The following is an 18,337-nucleotide window of genomic DNA, read 5'->3' as shown; positions in this document are numbered from 1 at the left end:
ATTTGCAATCCGTGCGCTAAATAAAAAATAAAAGTGTAGTATGTCAACAAAATACAAAGCAACCGATAGTAGCAGTGCCTATTTTATAACCATAACAACAGTAGGTTGGGTAGATATTTTTACACGGCTAAATCAAAAAAATGTAATTATAGATGCATTAAGATATTGTCAAGAACATAAAGGTTTAGAAATCTATGCTTATGTTTTAATGCACAGTCATTTGCATTTGCTTTGTAAAAGTGCAGAAATCTTAACATTAGCAGAAATAATGCGAGATTTTAAAAAGTACACAAGTAAAAAAATAATAGAAACCATAATAAATGAGCCCGAAAGCAGACGAGAATGGATGTTAAAATATTTTACCGAAGCTTGCGCACATTTAAAACGACCACAGCAATACAAAGTTTGGCAAGATGGCTACCATGCAGAATCTGTTTATTCTAATTCATTTATAAAAGAGAAGATAAATTACATTCATCAAAATCCGGTAAAAGAGAAAGTGGTTGTAAATGCAGAAGATTATTATTTCAGTTCGGCACGTAATTATGCTGGTTTAGATAATGATCTGGAAATTGAGGTAGTGTTTATGGGGTAGATATAGGCACGGATTGCAAATCCGCGCCATCGGGGTTCGAACTTGAAAAATAGTTTGAATATAATAGAACCAAGCGACTTGACTAGTTCTAAAATAGATCAAATTTTATCCAAATTAATTAAAACTGAGTAAAATGAAATATAAAAAGGTTTGTAAAGAAGTAAATAAAATAAAATCTTTCGCAATTGGTGAAAATAAAGTTTTAATAGGCAGGCCTCATGAAGTTATTGATTTCGAAACAAATAATGTAATCATGAGAAGTGATGTTCTTTTCCAAGAACTTTATTCTAATAATTTGATGTTTTGGATTAATGACTTGTATGGGAAAGGATATTTGTTGAAAAAATATTATGAGGTTATCTCCGTGGATGAATATATTTATACTATTAAAGACCAATATATAATAACATCAACAAAAATCGGTGAGGAAAGATTTACACTTATTAAAAACATCGAAAATGAATTAGAATCATATAAATTGTATGGTTCGTCAACTATCTATTTTGTCTCTTCAGAAAAGTTTTTTAGAAAAAATTTTGAAAATAATTTTATTGAATGCTTTTCCTTTCCACAGGGAGAGTTTCTTTGGCAATTTGATTTGACACAATTAGGAAAATGGAATTACGATTATGAAGAAAAAGAAGAAAGAAAAAAAGAGGTAAAACAATTTGTTGGGGCATATAACAATATACTTTGGATATATCTTAACTCAAAAGAATTTATCGGATTAGACATTCAATCAGGAGAATTAAAATATGATATTACTGGTGTTGAAAAATCAAATTTGATAGGGAATGTAGATAGTTATATTGATAAGGAAAACAATTTTATTTTCTATGATACTGAATACATTTTAGATGGTGAGAAAGGGAAAATAATTGGGTTAATAGCAGATAGATTTTTTGAAGTTGACTTGCAAAGCGAAAATATTGAACCCAAATTATTTGGGCTTTGAGATAAAATGAAGAGGGCTGGTGTAAATAAGGATGATGTAAATAGTAAGAATGTTTTATATGGTAATAGTTTATATTTTTATTTACAAAATCAATTGAAATTTTGCATTTTGGATATAAATACTAAGGAAATTTTATATGTATCACAAGTAATTGATGCAACTATTAGTGAGTATAATACAAAACAAATAAAAGATATGCAGATAGGTAATGAAAAAGTTTATTTACTTGATTCTGGTGGAACCTTACATGTTTTCGAAAAAGATATATAGAATACCTGATTTGACTAAACTAAGTGACTTAAAATATCTCTTTGATAAAAGAAAATTACTACAAGAGTTTGGTCCAGGCTCTTTTAATAATATTAATGAGGCAACAGATGCAGTGAAAGTAAAATTTAAGACAATATTTTCCGGATCTAAAAAAGAAGAGATTTTTGATGCAATCTGGAGCAATCAGAAATTGAAAAATGATTTGTTTGACGTTAATATTACAAAAGCAGATGCTAAACTTGATTTTGATGATTTAATAAATGATACAAAATCAATATTATATAATTTTATAAAAGTGGAATAATGAATTATAATTTGATAAGTACTTTCAAGCATGTTGGAGATATCCATATTGAAGGCAAGAATATATATTTTGTAAAAAGTGATAGCATACAGTTATACCCTAATTACGAAGTTTTAAAATTAAGTGAATATTGGGGGATTTATTTTAGCAAAGGATTAATTAATGTTTATACAAATAGGAGTTATAATATATTTTATGATTATAATGGAAATAGAATTGAATCTTTTGATAAGATAAATTTCTATCATATTTTTTCTAAGAATGATTTTATATACTTCGATAGAAATGAAAAAAAAACAAAATATAATTCAGTTATTCTATTTGATGATAAGCTAGGTGAAAATTTTGTAGAACAAAATCAATTATTTTTTACAAATAATAATTTTGTAAAATCTTGCGATTATAAAATTGGTAAAATTCTTTGGCAATTCGATATTAAATTAATACCAAACAATCCGCATAATGATAACTATGGCAAACATGCGGATTGGCAAGTAAAGAAATTTATAGGTGTTTTAGAGAATAAACTATGGGTAGCTTTAAATCATCACACCATTATCGCTTTGGATTTAGAAAATGGTGAATTAGTTCATCAAATTCACAATATACCTACCTTTAAAATTGAGTGGTTACCATCTGCAATTCCTTTGTCAGAGGCTACTGTTGTAGATGAGAAAAATAATAAACTCATTGGGTTTATGTGGGAGTTTTATTGGGAAATCAATCCACAAAATGGCGAAATTATTTTATTGGATTTTACAGAAGATTTTTTAGTACAAAAAGTTCGTAATGATTTAAAGAGTTTTGTTTTAACAGATAGCCACATATACTTTGCAAGTCATCACGATATAAAAGTTGCTGCATTCAATCGTGCGTTAAAGAAAATAGATTGGTTTTATGAATTTGATGATGACGACAACGGATATCAATCAAGAATTAATAAAATAGATGGCAATGATGAAAAATTAGGGGTTTTAACACAAGGGAATATTTTATACATTTTTGAAAAGTAATAAAATAACCCCGATCGCGCGGATTTGTAACCCCGACCCGATCGCGCGGATTTAACTTCGTTCAGCCGGCTAAAGCCTCGAGTGCAATCCGTGCGCTAAATAAATAAAGAAGTCTATTGAAAACAAAAAAACGCTTCTCAAAACCTACCAACTCTCAGCAACAATAAAAAACAAAAGTAAGCTTTAAAATCAGTATTAATTAATGAACAAAATTTTATCAATCATTTGCTTGGGCATTTATTTTTTATCTGTTTCATCATTTGCTCAAAAAAATATGGAACTTCAACAAGAGTTAAAAAATATTATTGCCACTAAAAATGCAACCATCGGTATTTCTATAAAAAACATAGAAACTAAAGACTCTTTGAGCATTAACGGAAATTTGAATGCTCCATTGATGAGTGTTTTTAAGTTTCATATTGCATTAGCTGTACTGAACTTTGTTGATGAAGGAAAATTGTCTTTAAATCAGAAATTCTACATTAAACAAGAAGATTTACATGAAAACACATGGAGCCCAATTCGTGACGATTATCCGAATGGAAATATGTTTTTAACATTAGACCAATTATTAAAATATACGGTTTCGCATAGCGACAACAATGGTTGTGACATTCTTTTAGAATTGATTGGAGGTACAGAAACGGTTCAACAATTTATTAATCAACAAGGCATCAATGATTTTACTATAAAAGTAAATGAACAAGGAATGCAAACATGGCAAAACGCATATATCAACACTTCTACACCCTTAGCAACAACAGATTTATTGGAAAAGTTTTACACAGGAAAAATTTTAAAAAAGAAAACAACTAAGTATCTTTATAAAATAATGGCTGAATGCTCTAGAGGAACAACGTGGATGAAAGCTGGGCTACCAAAAGGTACAGAACTGGCTCACAGAACCGGAATATCCAATACAAATCAAGAGCATTTAAGAGCGGCTATGAATGATGTGGGGATTTTTAAACTTCCGAATGGCAATCCTATCATTCTTTCTGTTTACTTAAAAAATATTACGGAAGAGCGGGCTGCTACTGAAAAAATTCTAGCCGACATTGCAAAAGCTACTTGGAATTATTACACCAAAAAATAAAAATTATCTACAAATAGGCATCATTCGTTCTGAAGTTTGTGTTTTGAATCTTCCAATATCTTAAAACCTTACTCACATCTAATAATAAAAAAATCACATTTCTACTGAATCACAAACTGCTTTAAATCGTGGCGGTCGCCTTTAAAAATATTCAAATCTACTTTGGTTTGAATACCGTTTACGGTGCCTTTGTCGGTAAACTGCCAAAAGTGCCAATCGTCGTTCATTTTTTCGCTGAACAAACTGTATTTGGCAATCCAGATTTTATGTTCCGGGAAGTGATCTTTTAAATGATGTTCGTAAAAATTGGCACCCGAATAAATTATGGGTTTCACGCCGTAATGCTTCTCTACAATAAGCAACCAATTTTTCAAGCCTTCGCGCATTTTTTCTTTGGATTGCTCTTTTGGAAGTTCCTCAATATCCAACACTGGAAAAAAATCTCCTGGTTCTAACTTGGTGTTTTTTATAAAATTTTGAGCTTGTTGCGTGCTGTTTTCATCAGGACGGTAGTAATGATAAGCTCCGCGAACCAATAATCTACTTTTGGCTTTTTTCCAATTGTAATCAAATTTGGTATCAACGCCATCGATTCCCATGGTGGATCTTAAAAAAACATAATCAACCGCAAATTTCCCATACAGTGAATCAATTTCTTTCCAATCGATCTCATATTGATAATGCGATACATCGAACCCAAATAAACACTCGCTGTGTTTGTCTAAAATTTCTATGGCACGGATGTCATGAACGGTAACTTCTTTGCTGTCTTCTTTCTTAAAAATTCGTTCATACAAATCTGTCACAAAATAGCCAATTCCATCGCGGTAATGAAAAACCAAAAACAGTAGCATAAGTAAAGCATATGCTAAAACATGCCACTTCCAACGCGGTGTTTTTTTGCGTTTTCGGGTTGTTTTCTTACGCACGTATTTTTTAGGTTTTGCAGCTGTCATTTAGAATGTTTATGCTGCAAATTACGTTTATATTTTTTAAACAAGCAACTGCTTTTCAGGGAACTATTTTGTGCGGTTGAATCCAAAAAGGCGCGCACGGTCATCGGGTTTTCCACTGATTAAATTGGCAATTACTTGTGCGGCAATCATACTAAAAGTGATGCCATTTCCACCATAGCCCAATGCAAAATACATGTTGGGTTTACCCGGATACAAGCCAATATACGGCAAACCATCTCTAGTAGCGCTAAAAGTGCCTGCCCAAGACATATCGGTTACAAACGGAATTTCAGGAAACATTTTTTGAAACTTTTTTTCTAAAATGTTTGTTTTTTTGGTAAGTGCTTTGTCTCTTTTTTCAGGATTATTGTAGGCTTCGTCTTCTCCCCCAACAATAATGCGGTTATCGGCTGTGGTTCGCACATACAAATACGGTGTTTTGGTTTCCCAAATTAAAGCGCGTTTTTCCCAAATGAAAGAGGCGTCAACCGGATGTGAAACGATTGCAAAGGTGGACAATAAATCCATTACCTTTTTGGGTAGAAAAGTACCGGCTTCATATCCGGCGGCAATCACCACATTTTTGCAATTAATGATGTTTCCGTTTTCAGCAACCAATTCATAACCGTTTTTGGTTTCGTTATAATCAGAAATTAAAGTGTGGGAGTATAACTGAAGTTCATTATTCTGCAAATGATGATCTAAGAGATATGTTGCGGCCTTATAACAATCTACCTGAGCCGAAGTTTCGTTGTACAAAGCAGCCAAGGCATCAACACCTAAATCTTTTTTTAATGGCTCTTTTTCCAAAAATGTTACCGGCAACCCAGCTTCTTTTCTTGCTTGAAATTCTTTTTGTAAAAGTTTTTTTCCTTTTTGGTTAGATGCTAAAAGATAAGTGGGCACGCGTTCAAAATCGGGATTTTTCCCTATTGATTTAAAAACATTTTCAATATCTGTGATAGATTGCAAACAGTATTTATAGGCATCCTCGGCATCTTTTTTTCCTACTTTTTCAATTAAATCACACAAGGGTTCATCAATTTCATATTGCAGTTGCGATGTAGATGCGGCTGTGCTTCCCGTTGCAATTGTTCGTTTATCAATCACCACGCAATCAATTCCCAAACTGCAGAGCGAATGAGCCACCAATGCGCCTGTGATTCCTGAGCCAATAATTACTGTATGGGTTTCTATATTCGTTTTTAATGGCTTATAATAATTGTATAATGGGTTTAAAACCACCCAAAAAGGCATTCCAGAATGTAGATCCATACTAATTGTTTTTTTACGAATTATCTAAAAATGATATGAAAACAACGAGATTGGCGTTCTTTCACAAAATATATTTTCCCCTGTGACTGGTATTTTTTTAATACCGTTTCTAAATGTTTTTCTAATTTTGAATTGCTTCCTAAATGATGATTGAACCGCACATACGAAATATCAATTGCCCCACCAAAAGAATGCGAACTATCGTTTGAAGATGCATTGGAATTTACACGTCGCAATCTTTTTTGATCGGCTTCGGTACGCGTTAAAGAAGTCACCACAAAAAAGTTTTGTCCGGCAGCTTTCACAAAATCGCGCGCCAATGCGTTTAAAACTGTTCTTCCTTTAGGCACCAAATAGGCATGACTGTGGGTTAACTTATCAATACGATAGCCGTAACCACGCTGTTTTATCGCTACCAATTTGCCTTGCTTCACCAACTTGTTTAAGTGTGTTTTATCTTTAACCAAGCCCACGTTGTGACTTTTTGCAGCATTCAAATGCGTAAGATATTCTTTTGAAGGTTTGGTTTGTGCTGTTGCAATAAAAGAGCACAGCAATAAAAACAGGACAAATTTTATACGATACATGAAGGGCTTAGTTTTGCACAAAAATAGTACTAATAATATGCTATCACAACAAAACAAATCAATTATTTTGCTATTTTATAATGATATACTTCTGTTAAAAAAGTCTTCTTACGATCGGCTGGTAAATTCTCAATCGATTTTAAAAGGATATTTTTACAGGCAATGGCAAAATCGGTATGAAAAATCATCAGATAATAGCTATTAAAATAAGTTTCATTAATTGATAAGCTGGATAAATACTTAAATAAAAACTCTTCTATAATTTCATTTTTGTCTTCTCCATTGTCAATCTCGATATTATAGCTTAAAAATTTAAAAACCGTATTTACATGAAAAACATATTCATCAATCACGTGTTCATCAAAATAAATTTGCTTTTCGTACACAAATAAGTCGCTTAATTGTAAATTTCTTATGGTGTGATGCGATGCTTTAAAATCCATAATTCCTACAAAAACGTTGGAAACTTGGTATTTTAATTTCATTAAATCACCTTGATTTTGTGGTTCGATATAATCTCCATTGTAGGTTATTTTTTTATTGGAATTGTTTTCTAGTTTAAACTTTTTCAAGCTGTCAATCAGATAGATAAAATAAGGTTCTAACGATTGACGGATGTTTATTTTTACTTGAAGTTTCAAAATTTCATTTTGGCGTTTGTTGAATTCATATTGAATATAAAAAGCCATAAAAGTAAAAACCACGCTGCAAATTCCAATAATTGGAGCAGTGGTTCCGCCGATGGCATCACCTAATTCATTTTTACCGGTTAAATCTATTATCCAACTTTTATGGGTAAACAAATAAGCTAAAAGCGGCACCAGTACCAACATAATCAGTGCCATAACCAATCCCATAAAAACAACGCTTTTTTTCATCATTTATTTTTTATTAAAGATACATATAATATTGGTGAATTTGGTAGATGGTTGTGTTTTGGTGGGAAGCAAAAAAGGCAAAGAAAATTCTTCGCCCCTCAAAATTTAAAATGGTGTGGTAGCAATACGACCTAACCCAACAAAGGTTTCAGTTTATTTCCTTGGTCAATAAATATCCAAATATTAATTAGAAATAAAATGCCTGCAATTGCCAAACCTTCGGGAGCAAATGTTGCGTTATGACAAAGAATACCAATCAAGACCGGAAAAATCATTAAAGCGCCTAATAATCTGGTTTTCGGTATCAACACCAACACACCACCTAATAGTTCAACAGCTCCCACCAACGGCAATAACCATTTTAATGCAACCATTGCTTTTGCTATTTCTTGCATGGCGCTGTCCATCTCAGGTATTGGCATATAATGAACAAATTTATCCAGACCTGCATTGGCAAACATCAACCCAAACAAAACAAAAACTATATTCTTGAAAATTTTCATATCAACTTATTATTTCATTGAATATAAACCAATTGCATTTCCTTCTGAATCTGCTACAATAGCACAGAAACCATAGGAACCAATTGAAAATTTAGGTTGATGAATAGCGCCACCAGCGGCAACTACTCTGCTCTGTTCTACTGCACAATCTTCACAGCCAAAATAAACCAGCGTACTATTTCCTCCGCATTTCATTCCATCCATTTTTACAAGTGCACCAGATGCTCCTAAACCCTCTTCGGAACCAGGAAAACACATCATTTGCATTGAAACACCTTCAGGAGTTTCCATATCTTCTAACTTAACGTTTAAAACCGTTTCGTAAAATTTCACTGCCCGTTCCATATCTTCTACATAGATTTCGAACCAAGCAACTGGGTTGAATTTTTTATGTTCCATATTTATCAGTTTATACCCAAAAGTACTTCTATAGCAGAAAAATTCACTTGCCATAAGACAAGAAATTTATTTTATGTTATTTTTTGGCATTATTTTCCCATTCCGCTTTTAGCAAACTGTAGCAATGTGAATCTTCATAATTGCCATTAAATAAATAATCTTGTCGTAAAACACCCTCTTTTACAAAGTTTAAACGTTGCAGCAATTTTAGCGATGGTGTGTTCCAATCTGCAATTAAAGCTTGTATTCTGTGTAAATTCATTTCATTGAAACCATAGGCAACCACTTTTGGCAAAGCTTCGCTCATAAAACCTTTTCCTTTGTAATTATCGTTTCGCAATGTATAAAATACTTCTGCTCGATGGTGTGTGGTATTCCAAGTGTGAAAGCCACATACACCAATGGTCTTTTGGCTCGCTTTTTCAATCAACAAAAAGAAAAAATGAGACAAACGATGCGTTTCCATTCCTTTTTCATGCATTCTTTTGTATTGATTAAATGCGATTTCATCTGCAATACCTAAAAAATCCATGATTTGCTCTTTTGTTTGCGTAGCAAATAGATTATTAATGAATTGTGGAGAAATCCCTTTTAAAAGAAGTCGGTCTGTATTGATTTCGGGTGTTGTGAACATACATTAATTTTCAACTAAAGTAAAAAAATATAACGAGTCATAAAATTGACACAGTTTAATGGACGAAAATAATTAAACACCTGCATATCCGTATTTCATTGATTGTTTTTAATCGAATTTAAACAACATAATTGAATTGAACGACAATAAAATGCTGTAAGACTACAATTTAATGATTTATCATCTTAAAAACCAAAAATAAAATTTTAAATACTATTTCTAAAAACATTCCTACCTTTATCGTTTTTGATATACAAACACAAATTGCATTATGATATCAAATTTACGAACGGTGACTGTTACCCGATATATTACTCCTTTGCGCGAAGGTGGTTCGTTACCGGCACTTGCTGAAGCTTGTGACGATTTTAAATATGTGATAAAATTTCGCGGTGCTGGTCATGGTGTGAAAGCCTTGATTTCGGAATTGCTAGGTGGCGTTATTGCGCAATACCTTGGCTTACCCGTCCCTGAATTGGTTTTTATTGAGTTAGATGAAGCTTTTGGGCAAACCGAAGCCGACGAAGAAATACAAGATTTATTAAAATTTAGTAAAGGACTAAACCTAGGACTACACTATTTGTCAGGTGCTGTAACTTATGATGTTGCTACTAACGACTGTGATGAACTATTGGCTTCAAAAATCGTTTGGTTAGATAGTTTTATCACCAATGTGGATCGTACCTTTCGCAATACCAATCTGCTGATTTGGCATAAAGAATTGTGGTTAATTGATCACGGTGCTTCGTTTTATTTTCATCATTCATGGGACAATTGGCAGCAAACATCACAAACGCCATTTGCATTGATAAAAGATCACGCACTGATAAAAAAAGCAACTAAATTGCAAGAGGTGCATGAACAATTCACTGCAAAACTAAACAATAACGTGTTACGTGATTTTGTAAATATTATTCCAGACGAATTTCTAAATTGGGAAGAAGGTCCCAGCAATGAAGAAATTCGAGAAGTGTATTATCAATTTTTGTTGAATCGATTGGCACATGCCGATATCTTTCTAAAAACTGCCCAAAATGCAAGATAAAGTTGTTTATGAATATGCGGTAATCCGAGTTGTTCCAAAAATGGAACGTGAAGAGTTTATTAATACAGGCTTGATTTTATTCAGCAAAAGAAAACGATACATTCGGTTTGAATATCATATTCATGAAGAAAAAATCAAAAGCTTTTGCAACGAATTTGATTTAGTTCAGCTAGAAGAGAATTTAGAATCGTTTGCTAAAATTTGTTCAGGTGCAAAAGACGCCGGACCAATAGCATCTTTAGAAGCTGATGAAAAATTCAGATGGATTACCGCTGTGAAAAGCTCCAGCATACAATCATCGCGCCCACATCCTGGTTTATCGGCTGATTTGGATGCCACTTTTGATAAGTTGTATTGTGAATTGGTTTTGTAATTGATAATGTTCTATTGGCACCAATTGTAAATTTTCTTATTTTGGAAACAAAGAAAAAAATCACTTAACCATCAAAAATCTATATAAATTATGAAAAAAATAATCACTCTTTGTTTTACATTAACAACAACTTTAATGTTAGCACAAAACACGCAATACAGCAAAATAATTGATAGTTTGTTACAAGCATCGATAAAAGAGAATCATATGCCTGCTATGGCTGCGGCAATCATAAAAGGAGACAGCATTTTTTACGGAACCGCCGGGACTATTTCTAATGAAAGCACTGAAAAAGTAACTGCTAAAACCTTGTTTCATATTGGATCAAACACCAAAGCTTTTACATCTTTTTTGGCATTTCAACAAATCGAGGAAGAAAAATTATCATTAGAAACTCCTTTTTTCGCACTTTTCCCAGAATTAAAAACCGATAAAAACTCCGCATATCATTCCATCACCTTAAAAGATTTATTGTCGCACAATGCACAAGTGCAACCATTCACCGCAGGTGAGGAGTTTCTTTCATTAAAAATATCAGCAAAAACAGCCGAAGCAAAACGAATTGAATTTGCGCAACAAGTTTTAGCCAAACCCACCACAGAAAAAGGAACTTATTCAAACGCGGGCTATGTTTTGGCAGCCATGATGATTGAAAATACTGCGAAAAAATCCTATGAAAATTTATTGGAAGATTTCATGAAGCAACAGAATTGGGAATACAGTTTTGGATTTCCAAACAAAAAAAACTTGAATAATGCTTGGGGACATTGGGTTGAAAATAACAAATTGATAGCTTTACCACCCACACATTCCTACAAATTAGAAGATTTTATGCTTTCTGCCGGCGATTTATCAATGAATATTGTTGATTATGCAAAGTGGTTGCAGATGCATTTAAAAGGATTTCATACAGAAACAGGCATACTAAAATCAGAAAACTTTAAAAAAATGCACTTTGGCATTGATAATTACGGTTATGGCTGGGGAAATGCCGTTCAAGGAACTCAAAAATTGAGTTTTCACGATGGATCCACAGGAACTTTTTATACCCACGCCATTTTAATCCCTGAAAATCAATTAGGAATCACGATTTTTGCAAACGCTGCCGATGAAAAACATGTGGAAGCTGTTTACAAAATGCAACAACAATTAATCGCTTACTTCAAAAAAATAGCAAATAGCAATCAAAATAAACATTGATATTCTGCTGACCAAATACAGCTGCAAAAATAAGCAGATGAAATAGTATTTTTCGAAAATTTCTTATAGCGAATGGAATATGTTTATTAACTTTAAAGAAAAATGTGTTTAAGAAATTTCCTAAAACTTAAAATCTTTTCATTTTTATTATTGAGTTATGCAAGTTATGGTCAAAGTTGCTATTGTAAGGATAAGGAAGAGTTAAGCACTATCATAAATTGCGAAAAATACTATTTTAGTAATGGTAATTCTATTAATTGGACTTATGATTGCAATGGATCGTATTTGATTTTTGAAGATAGAGAAGCAAGTAAGATTTTGTTTGAATTGGAATCTTCTTTAATAGAGTTGACAGGAAGATTGGGGTATTCAAGTTGGGAAGAATTTGATGATTTTTTCATAATTGAAAACAGATTAATATCAGGATGTTGTGATCCAGAAGAATATATTTTATTTGATAAGAACTCTGGAAAAAAGATTAAAGAGTTTGGAAGTCTATTGTATCACACAAGTGTTTATAATATATATTTAGAATCTTATTCACAAAAACAGATTTCCATATTAATGTTCAATAAAGAAAAATCTATTTATAAAGCCTATTCCTTGTCAGATGTTGATTTGATTTATAAAAGTTTAGAAAATTCAAAGTTCTTATTTCTTGAAAACTTATTTAATGTAAAAGAAATCAAATCAAATGAGTTCATTATCGAAATTGATATTTATGATTCAAATAAAAGAAAGTGTGATGTAATAAAAATTCCTATTAATAAAAATGTTTAAAGAAAACCAAAAGTTACATATTCCCGAAAACGACACCATTATTTGGAAGTATCTAGACTTGTCTAAATTTCTAGATTTATTGCTGTCTAAACGCATGTTTATGGCTCGGTCTGATAAGTTTGAAGATCAATTTGAAGGAACTTTTAGCGAACCAACATACGAAGAAATTAAAAAGCTTTTGGCCGATAATCCAGAATATTTAGATGCCTACAAATCAAAACGAAAAAATATTGTGATTAGCAGTTGGCACGCCAATTCCTATGAAAGTTATGCCATGTGGCAGGTTTTCACCAAAAACAACGAAGGTTTGGCAATACAATCTACAATTGGCAGCTTAAAAAAAGCGTTGATTGAACCAAAAGCCGATCAGTTTATTGGCGAAGTAAATTATATTGATTATAAAAAAGAACACATTCCGTTTGATGATGATTTTTTTCCTTTTCTCTTTAAGCGAAAAAGTTTTCAATACGAACATGAAGTGCGTGTTATTACCGATGTGACCCACTTAGATATGCAAGTAAACGAAGGAGTGAAGGTGTTGATTGATGTAAACGAAATGATTGAACGTTTGTACATTCACCCAAAATCAGAAAATTGGTATAAGAAACTGGTAATTGAAATAGTGGAACGTTTAGGTTTTGAATTTTTAATTGAAAAATCTGATTTAGAAAGTGATATTTTAATTTAAAATTTATGTCTTCGATCGTGCCTGCACTATATTTACAAAGAAAACAGTTTGCATTTTGCGGGCTTTGAATTTCAAAACTTCCTTATTAGGTCCTTCAAAAAGTTCGTCTAAAGTCTGCATCCAATAAAAAAGCCAAGTGCCAAAATTGTGTGCCGTAACATTATTTTTCATTCTAGCATCAACTTTATTGTGTACTTCAATGGGGTTACCTTTATACTTTTGAACACCGAAAAGATGTTGTTCCCAGAAATCGGTAATTTTTTGTAAATGAGGTTCCCAATCGGTGATAATCGAATTAAAAATCGGTGCCAATTCGGCATCACTTCGCACTTTATCATAAAAAATTCGAACCAATTGCTCTAAATCATCTCGGCTTTCAATATCGTGCTTCATTTTTATTTTCTTTGTATAAAATTACAAACTATTTACAATAAAATTGCTTATAATTTTATAAAATACTTATTTTTGCATCCAAATTAAACAAAGAAAAAAATGGCAGGTACAAGAACATTTACAATGATTAAACCAGACGCTGTAGAAGCTGGAAGTATTGGTGGAATATTGAACATGATTGCTGAAGGCGGTTTTAGAATCGTTGCAATGAAATTAACGCAATTAACAGTTGCTGATGCTAAGAAGTTTTACGAAGTGCATGCAGAGCGCCCATTTTATGGTGAATTAGTAGAATTCATGTCTAGAGGTCCGATTGTTGCAGCAATTTTAGAAAAAGAAAACGCGGTGGAAGATTTCCGTACATTAATCGGCGCTACCAATCCGGCTGATGCTGCTGAAGGAACAATCCGTAAAAAATATGCAAAATCAATCGGTGAAAACGCAGTTCACGGTTCAGATTCTGACGAAAATGCAGAAATTGAAGCTGCTTTCCACTTTGCAGGAAGAGAACAGTTCTAATCAACTGATACAGATAATAAAGATCCACCCGATATAGGTGGATTTTTATTTTATTAAATATAATAACTATATTTGCAATTCTTAAATATTAACTTAAACAAACACTTTATGAAAAAAGTCAGTATTTTACTGTTTATAGCAGTATTGGGTTTCACTTCGTTAACAGCTTGTTCGTCTGATGACAGCGATACTGATGCCGCAGTAGAGCAAGAAAAAAATCACTTATTAGGAAAATGGAATGCTACATCTACACACATGAAAATAGAAATGGATGGGAAAATTCTTATTGATAATTTAGATGAGGAAGAAGGTTCTACGTATGGAATTATTAAAACATATGAGTTTAAAGCCGATAATACGGTAAATTATTATACCTATATTCCAGCATCTGGATCAGATGAAGCATCAGAAAGTGAAGGTACAACAACTTATGAGAGAAAAGGCAATCAACTTATTTTAAAAAACTCCCCATATCCTTATACAATTTTAGTATTGAGCGAAAACACATTACATTTATATAATATGTTTGAAGTGGAATCTGAAGGGAGTTATATAAAATCAGAAAGTATTGACAAATTCGAAAGAGTGAAATAATTCATAAAAAAATCCGAAAGTTAATTTTCGGATTTTTCATTTCAAACTCTTTATAAAATCAGCATTAACTTTAAAAAAATCATCCACCAAAATACTAGCTCCTTCTAAATTTTGAAGTTTTGAGTTCTCGCTGTTGTATCCCAAACAATAAATTCCCGCAGCACAAGCCGCTTTTACACCGTTTGTGCTATCCTCTATAACAATACATTCTTCTTTCTTATTTTTAGATAAAGACGCTGCATGTATAAAAATAGTAGGGTCGGGCTTTGATTTCACAAAATCTTCTCCACTCACTTTATGCGAGAAATAGTCGTTCAAGTTAAAGCGATTAAAAACTCTGCTAATCGTACTTTTAGAAGCCGAAGATGCCAAAATTAATTCCACATCACTTGCGTGCAAATCTTTAATTAATTCTTCCACTCCGCTAATCAATTCCAAATCGGGTTTTGTGTCGAATGCTTCATTAAAAAGCGAACGTTTGCGTTGTATTAAATCTTCCACTTCTTGATCCAAGCCAAATTGATCTTTCAACTTTTGAAAAACATTTCGTGTAGAATTTCCAGTAAAAGTAGCATATAATTCTTCAGAAACATCAATTCCTAACTCTTCAAAATGCTTAAAGTAAGCATATTTATGCACAGGTTCTGTATCAACAATCACCCCGTCCATATCAAAAATAACGGTTTTAACCATATAATAAAAATTTATGCAAATTTACGCAAAGCTTATGTAAAAAAAGTATTTCACAACCAACATATAAATTGTAACTTTGTAGGCTTATTTTTCAAATAAAAAAAATGCGTTTACATAGAAATTTAGTTTTTGCTGTAATTGATTCACTTTTAAGCATATTTAACGATGGTGAATATGCCGATAAAGAAGTGGCAAAAGCTTTGAAAAGAGATCCTCGTTGGGGTGCAAAAGACCGCAAGTTTGTTGCTGAAACCATATACGAAATTGTTCGTTGGAAAAGATTATACACAGAAATTGCCGAGGTAAAAGAACCTTTTACCCGTGACGATGTTTGGCGCACTTTTGCTGTTTGGGCAGTTTTACGTGGGATTACATTACCTGATTGGAAATATTTTGAAAACACTCCCGTTCGAAGAATAAAAGGAAAATTCGACGAACTTTCTAAAATAAGAAAATACCGTGAATCGATTCCTGATTGGATGGACGAATTGGGTGTTAAAGAATTGGGCGAAGAAGTTTGGACTAAAGAACTAGCCGCACAAAACCAACAAGCGCATGTGGTTTTACGAGTGAATACTTTAAAAACCAATAAGCAAAAACTCCGTGCACAATTAATGGATTTGGATATTGAAACAACGTTCAATGACAAATATCCCGATGCTTTAATTTTAAAAGAACGTGCAAATGTTTTTATGACACCGCTTTTTAAGGAAGGATTTTTTGAGGTGCAGGATGCATCTTCGCAAAAAGTGGTTCCTTTTCTAGATGTGCAACCAGGAATGCGAGTGGTTGATACCTGTGCGGGGGCCGGTGGAAAAACATTGCACATTGCTGCCAAAATGGAAAATAAAGGGCAAATCATTGCTATGGATTTATACGAAAGCAAACAAAAGCAGTTAAAAATTCGTGCCAAGCGAAACGGTGTTTTTAATGTGGAATATCGTATTATAGATTCAACCAAAGTAATAAAAAAATTACACGACAAAGCAGACCGTGTACTGATTGATGCACCTTGTTCGGGCTTGGGCGTTTTAAAACGCAACCCGGATAGCAAATGGAAATTGCAACCAGAATTTATTGATAACATAAAAAAAACACAGCAAGAAGTTTTAGAAAATTACAGTAAAATGGTAAAAGTGGGCGGAAAATTGGTTTATGCCACTTGTTCTATTCTTCCTTCTGAAAATGAAAAACAAATAAACCATTTTCTAAAAACCGAATTTGGTCAGAACTTTAAATTTATTAAAGATGAAAAAGTATTGGCATCGCAAACTGGTTTTGATGGTTTCTATATGTGTTTAATGGAACGTGTTAAATAATTAAAAATATGAAAAAAATTATCTCCTTTATTGTAACTATTTGTTGTTCATTTACAATTTTTGCGCAGGCACCAGCAAATTATTACAATAGTGCTACTGGAACAGGATACGCTTTAAAATCGCAATTAAAAACAATAATTTCAGCAAACCATATCGACTTAACTTACGGTGGCTTATGGGATTTATACAGTGATAATGCCATTAAAAATGGCTTTCGCGATAAATATTATGAAAACGACAATACCATTTTAGATATTTATTCTGAAAAACCCGTTGCTGCTGACCCTTATAATTACACCGTAATTATGGATCAATGTGGAAATTACAACAGCGAAGGCGATTGTTACAATCGCGAACACTTAATTCCACAATCATATTTCGATCAAAACAGCCCGATGAGAACCGACGCTTTTCACGTTTGGCCAACCGATGGAAAAGTTAATGGAGAACGTGGAAACTTACCTTTTGGAAAAGTTGGTTCTGCAAGTTATACCTCACAAAATGGAACAAAACGAGGCACAAGTGCTGTAACAGGATATTCAGGAACGGTTGTGGAACCAATTGACGAATTCAAAGGAGATATTGCACGTGCTTACTTTTATTTTGCTACTCGATATGAGGACTTTATGGATGATTTTTATACTGATCACCCAAATGCTGAAATACGTGCTATGTTTGATGGATCTACTAATAAAGTATTTAGCAATAATTTTTTAGACATGTTATATCAATGGCATTTGCAAGACCCGGTGAGCATGCGCGAAACAAACTTAAACGATTTTATTTATAGCGAGCAAGGAAATAGAAATCCGTATATAGATAATCCACAATATGTAACTGCTGTTTGGTTTCCAAATTTATTAACTAACACTCAAGCAGAATTGGTTGAATTTAACGTGTATCCAAATCCAGCACCTAAAAACACCATTTATATCTCTACAAAAGAAAAAATTGATACGATTACTATTTACAGTTTAGAAGGTAAGCTTATTATGAAATTCTCTAATCCACAATTTCACGATGAAGTTTTTACTATCAACCATTTAAAATCGGGAACGTATATCATTAAATTAAAAGCTGGAAAAAACATCACTGACAAAAAAGTTATTGTAAAATAGATATTGATATTTACTCAAAAAAACTTTTCTTAAACAAACGTCCCCTAAATAGCTAGTTGCTTTTTTAGGGGATGTTTATTTAAATAAAATATATGCGATAATAGAATGACATTTCTAATTGAGTTTGTAAAATTGTATGACTCATTAATT

At 32.6% G+C, this 18,337-nt stretch carries 24 protein-coding genes; 15 read left to right on the top strand and 9 right to left on the bottom strand.

Annotated features, from left to right (window positions below):
* Positions 1–40 precede the first annotated feature (40 nt).
* The 6 genes from NPX36_RS08665 (at position 41) to bla (ending at position 4,233) form a co-directional block, all read left to right on the top strand.
* Positions 41–595 carry an REP-associated tyrosine transposase gene (locus NPX36_RS08665; protein ID WP_257498341.1) on the top strand — a complete coding sequence of 185 codons (555 nt, stop codon included), beginning with the start codon at positions 41–43 and terminating at the stop codon, positions 593–595.
* Positions 596–728: 133 nt separating this feature from the next.
* Entirely contained in the window at positions 729–1,550 is an 822-nt protein-coding gene (locus tag NPX36_RS08660) for a hypothetical protein (RefSeq protein ID WP_257498340.1), read from the top strand.
* Positions 1,551–1,556: 6 nt separating this feature from the next.
* Positions 1,557–1,820: a hypothetical protein gene (locus NPX36_RS08655; RefSeq protein WP_257498339.1), complete on the top strand. Its 264-nt coding sequence runs from the start codon at positions 1,557–1,559 to the stop codon at positions 1,818–1,820.
* Between the two features lie 10 nt (positions 1,821–1,830).
* A complete protein-coding gene (locus tag NPX36_RS08650) occupies positions 1,831–2,124 on the top strand; it encodes a hypothetical protein (protein WP_257498338.1) in 294 nt (97 codons plus the stop codon).
* Positions 2,124–3,137, top strand: coding sequence for a hypothetical protein (locus NPX36_RS08645; RefSeq protein ID WP_257498337.1), 1,014 nt, complete (start codon positions 2,124–2,126; stop codon positions 3,135–3,137). The genes NPX36_RS08650 and NPX36_RS08645 overlap by 1 nt, the downstream gene beginning before the upstream one ends.
* A 202-nt stretch (positions 3,138–3,339) precedes the next feature.
* Positions 3,340–4,233 (top strand): class A beta-lactamase, subclass A2, encoded by an 894-nt coding sequence (bla, locus tag NPX36_RS08640; RefSeq protein ID WP_257498336.1) that lies wholly within the window; start codon positions 3,340–3,342, stop codon positions 4,231–4,233.
* Positions 4,234–4,334: 101 nt separating this feature from the next.
* Here bla and NPX36_RS08635 read toward each other — a convergent pair whose 3' ends face one another.
* The 7 genes from NPX36_RS08635 to NPX36_RS08605 form a co-directional block, all read right to left on the bottom strand.
* Positions 4,335–5,189: a GH25 family lysozyme gene (locus NPX36_RS08635; RefSeq protein WP_257498335.1), complete on the bottom strand. Its 855-nt coding sequence runs from the start codon at positions 5,187–5,189 to the stop codon at positions 4,335–4,337.
* A 63-nt stretch (positions 5,190–5,252) separates the two neighbouring features.
* The gene (locus NPX36_RS08630; protein WP_257498334.1) at positions 5,253–6,464 is read right to left on the bottom strand and encodes an NAD(P)/FAD-dependent oxidoreductase; all 1,212 of its coding nucleotides are present in this window, start codon (positions 6,462–6,464) and stop codon (positions 5,253–5,255) included.
* Between the two features lie 20 nt (positions 6,465–6,484).
* The gene (locus NPX36_RS08625) at positions 6,485–7,051 is read right to left on the bottom strand and encodes a DUF5715 family protein (protein ID WP_257498333.1); all 567 of its coding nucleotides are present in this window, start codon (positions 7,049–7,051) and stop codon (positions 6,485–6,487) included.
* Positions 7,052–7,113: 62 nt separating this feature from the next.
* A complete protein-coding gene (locus NPX36_RS08620) occupies positions 7,114–7,932 on the bottom strand; it encodes a hypothetical protein (protein WP_257498331.1) in 819 nt (272 codons plus the stop codon).
* A gap of 128 nt (positions 7,933–8,060) precedes the next feature.
* Positions 8,061–8,432 carry a DoxX family membrane protein gene (locus NPX36_RS08615; protein ID WP_257498330.1) on the bottom strand — a complete coding sequence of 124 codons (372 nt, stop codon included), beginning with the start codon at positions 8,430–8,432 and terminating at the stop codon, positions 8,061–8,063.
* A 9-nt stretch (positions 8,433–8,441) separates the two neighbouring features.
* Positions 8,442–8,831: a VOC family protein gene (locus NPX36_RS08610; RefSeq protein ID WP_257498329.1), complete on the bottom strand. Its 390-nt coding sequence runs from the start codon at positions 8,829–8,831 to the stop codon at positions 8,442–8,444.
* A 76-nt stretch (positions 8,832–8,907) separates the two neighbouring features.
* Positions 8,908–9,465 (bottom strand): GNAT family N-acetyltransferase, encoded by a 558-nt coding sequence (locus tag NPX36_RS08605; RefSeq protein ID WP_257498328.1) that lies wholly within the window; start codon positions 9,463–9,465, stop codon positions 8,908–8,910.
* 271 nt (positions 9,466–9,736) lie between these two features.
* Here NPX36_RS08605 and NPX36_RS08600 point away from each other — a divergent pair, with 271 nt between their 5' ends.
* The 5 genes from NPX36_RS08600 (at position 9,737) to NPX36_RS08580 (ending at position 13,551) form a co-directional block, all read left to right on the top strand.
* On the top strand, positions 9,737–10,510 hold the full coding sequence (locus tag NPX36_RS08600; protein ID WP_257498327.1) for a HipA family kinase: 774 nt from the start codon (positions 9,737–9,739) through the stop codon (positions 10,508–10,510).
* Complete coding sequence (locus NPX36_RS08595) at positions 10,500–10,883, top strand: DUF3037 domain-containing protein (RefSeq protein WP_257498326.1); 384 nt, start codon at positions 10,500–10,502, stop codon at positions 10,881–10,883. The genes NPX36_RS08600 and NPX36_RS08595 overlap by 11 nt, the downstream gene beginning before the upstream one ends.
* A gap of 90 nt (positions 10,884–10,973) precedes the next feature.
* Positions 10,974–12,083 (top strand): serine hydrolase domain-containing protein, encoded by a 1,110-nt coding sequence (locus NPX36_RS08590; RefSeq protein WP_257498325.1) that lies wholly within the window; start codon positions 10,974–10,976, stop codon positions 12,081–12,083.
* 102 nt (positions 12,084–12,185) lie between these two features.
* Positions 12,186–12,863 carry a hypothetical protein gene (locus NPX36_RS08585; RefSeq protein ID WP_257498324.1) on the top strand — a complete coding sequence of 226 codons (678 nt, stop codon included), beginning with the start codon at positions 12,186–12,188 and terminating at the stop codon, positions 12,861–12,863.
* Positions 12,856–13,551, top strand: coding sequence for a hypothetical protein (locus tag NPX36_RS08580; protein ID WP_257498323.1), 696 nt, complete (start codon positions 12,856–12,858; stop codon positions 13,549–13,551). The genes NPX36_RS08585 and NPX36_RS08580 overlap by 8 nt, the downstream gene beginning before the upstream one ends.
* Before the next feature lie 3 nt (positions 13,552–13,554).
* On the opposite strand, the gene NPX36_RS08575 is transcribed toward NPX36_RS08580, so the two are convergent.
* Positions 13,555–13,944, bottom strand: coding sequence for a group III truncated hemoglobin (locus tag NPX36_RS08575; protein WP_257498322.1), 390 nt, complete (start codon positions 13,942–13,944; stop codon positions 13,555–13,557).
* A 99-nt stretch (positions 13,945–14,043) separates the two neighbouring features.
* Between NPX36_RS08575 and NPX36_RS08570 the strand changes: the two genes are divergently transcribed.
* Together NPX36_RS08570 and NPX36_RS08565 are read left to right on the top strand one after the other, a co-directional pair.
* A complete protein-coding gene (locus NPX36_RS08570) occupies positions 14,044–14,463 on the top strand; it encodes a nucleoside-diphosphate kinase (RefSeq protein ID WP_091521677.1) in 420 nt (139 codons plus the stop codon).
* A 108-nt stretch (positions 14,464–14,571) separates the two neighbouring features.
* Complete coding sequence (locus NPX36_RS08565) at positions 14,572–15,057, top strand: lipocalin family protein (RefSeq protein WP_257498321.1); 486 nt, start codon at positions 14,572–14,574, stop codon at positions 15,055–15,057.
* Between the two features lie 36 nt (positions 15,058–15,093).
* On the opposite strand, the gene NPX36_RS08560 is transcribed toward NPX36_RS08565, so the two are convergent.
* The gene (locus tag NPX36_RS08560; protein ID WP_257498320.1) at positions 15,094–15,750 is read right to left on the bottom strand and encodes an HAD family hydrolase; all 657 of its coding nucleotides are present in this window, start codon (positions 15,748–15,750) and stop codon (positions 15,094–15,096) included.
* Positions 15,751–15,854: 104 nt separating this feature from the next.
* Here NPX36_RS08560 and NPX36_RS08555 point away from each other — a divergent pair, with 104 nt between their 5' ends.
* Positions 15,855–17,069 (top strand): RsmB/NOP family class I SAM-dependent RNA methyltransferase, encoded by a 1,215-nt coding sequence (locus tag NPX36_RS08555; RefSeq protein ID WP_257498319.1) that lies wholly within the window; start codon positions 15,855–15,857, stop codon positions 17,067–17,069.
* 8 nt (positions 17,070–17,077) lie between these two features.
* Positions 17,078–18,187: an endonuclease gene (locus NPX36_RS08550; RefSeq protein WP_257498318.1), complete on the top strand. Its 1,110-nt coding sequence runs from the start codon at positions 17,078–17,080 to the stop codon at positions 18,185–18,187.
* Positions 18,188–18,337: the final 150 nt, after the last annotated feature.

Origin of the sequence: Paenimyroides aestuarii, from assembly GCF_024628805.1 — a bacterium.
Lineage (GTDB): Bacteria > Bacteroidota > Bacteroidia > Flavobacteriales > Flavobacteriaceae > Flavobacterium > Flavobacterium aestuarii_A.
This window is presented reverse-complemented; position numbering and strand designations above follow the sequence as displayed.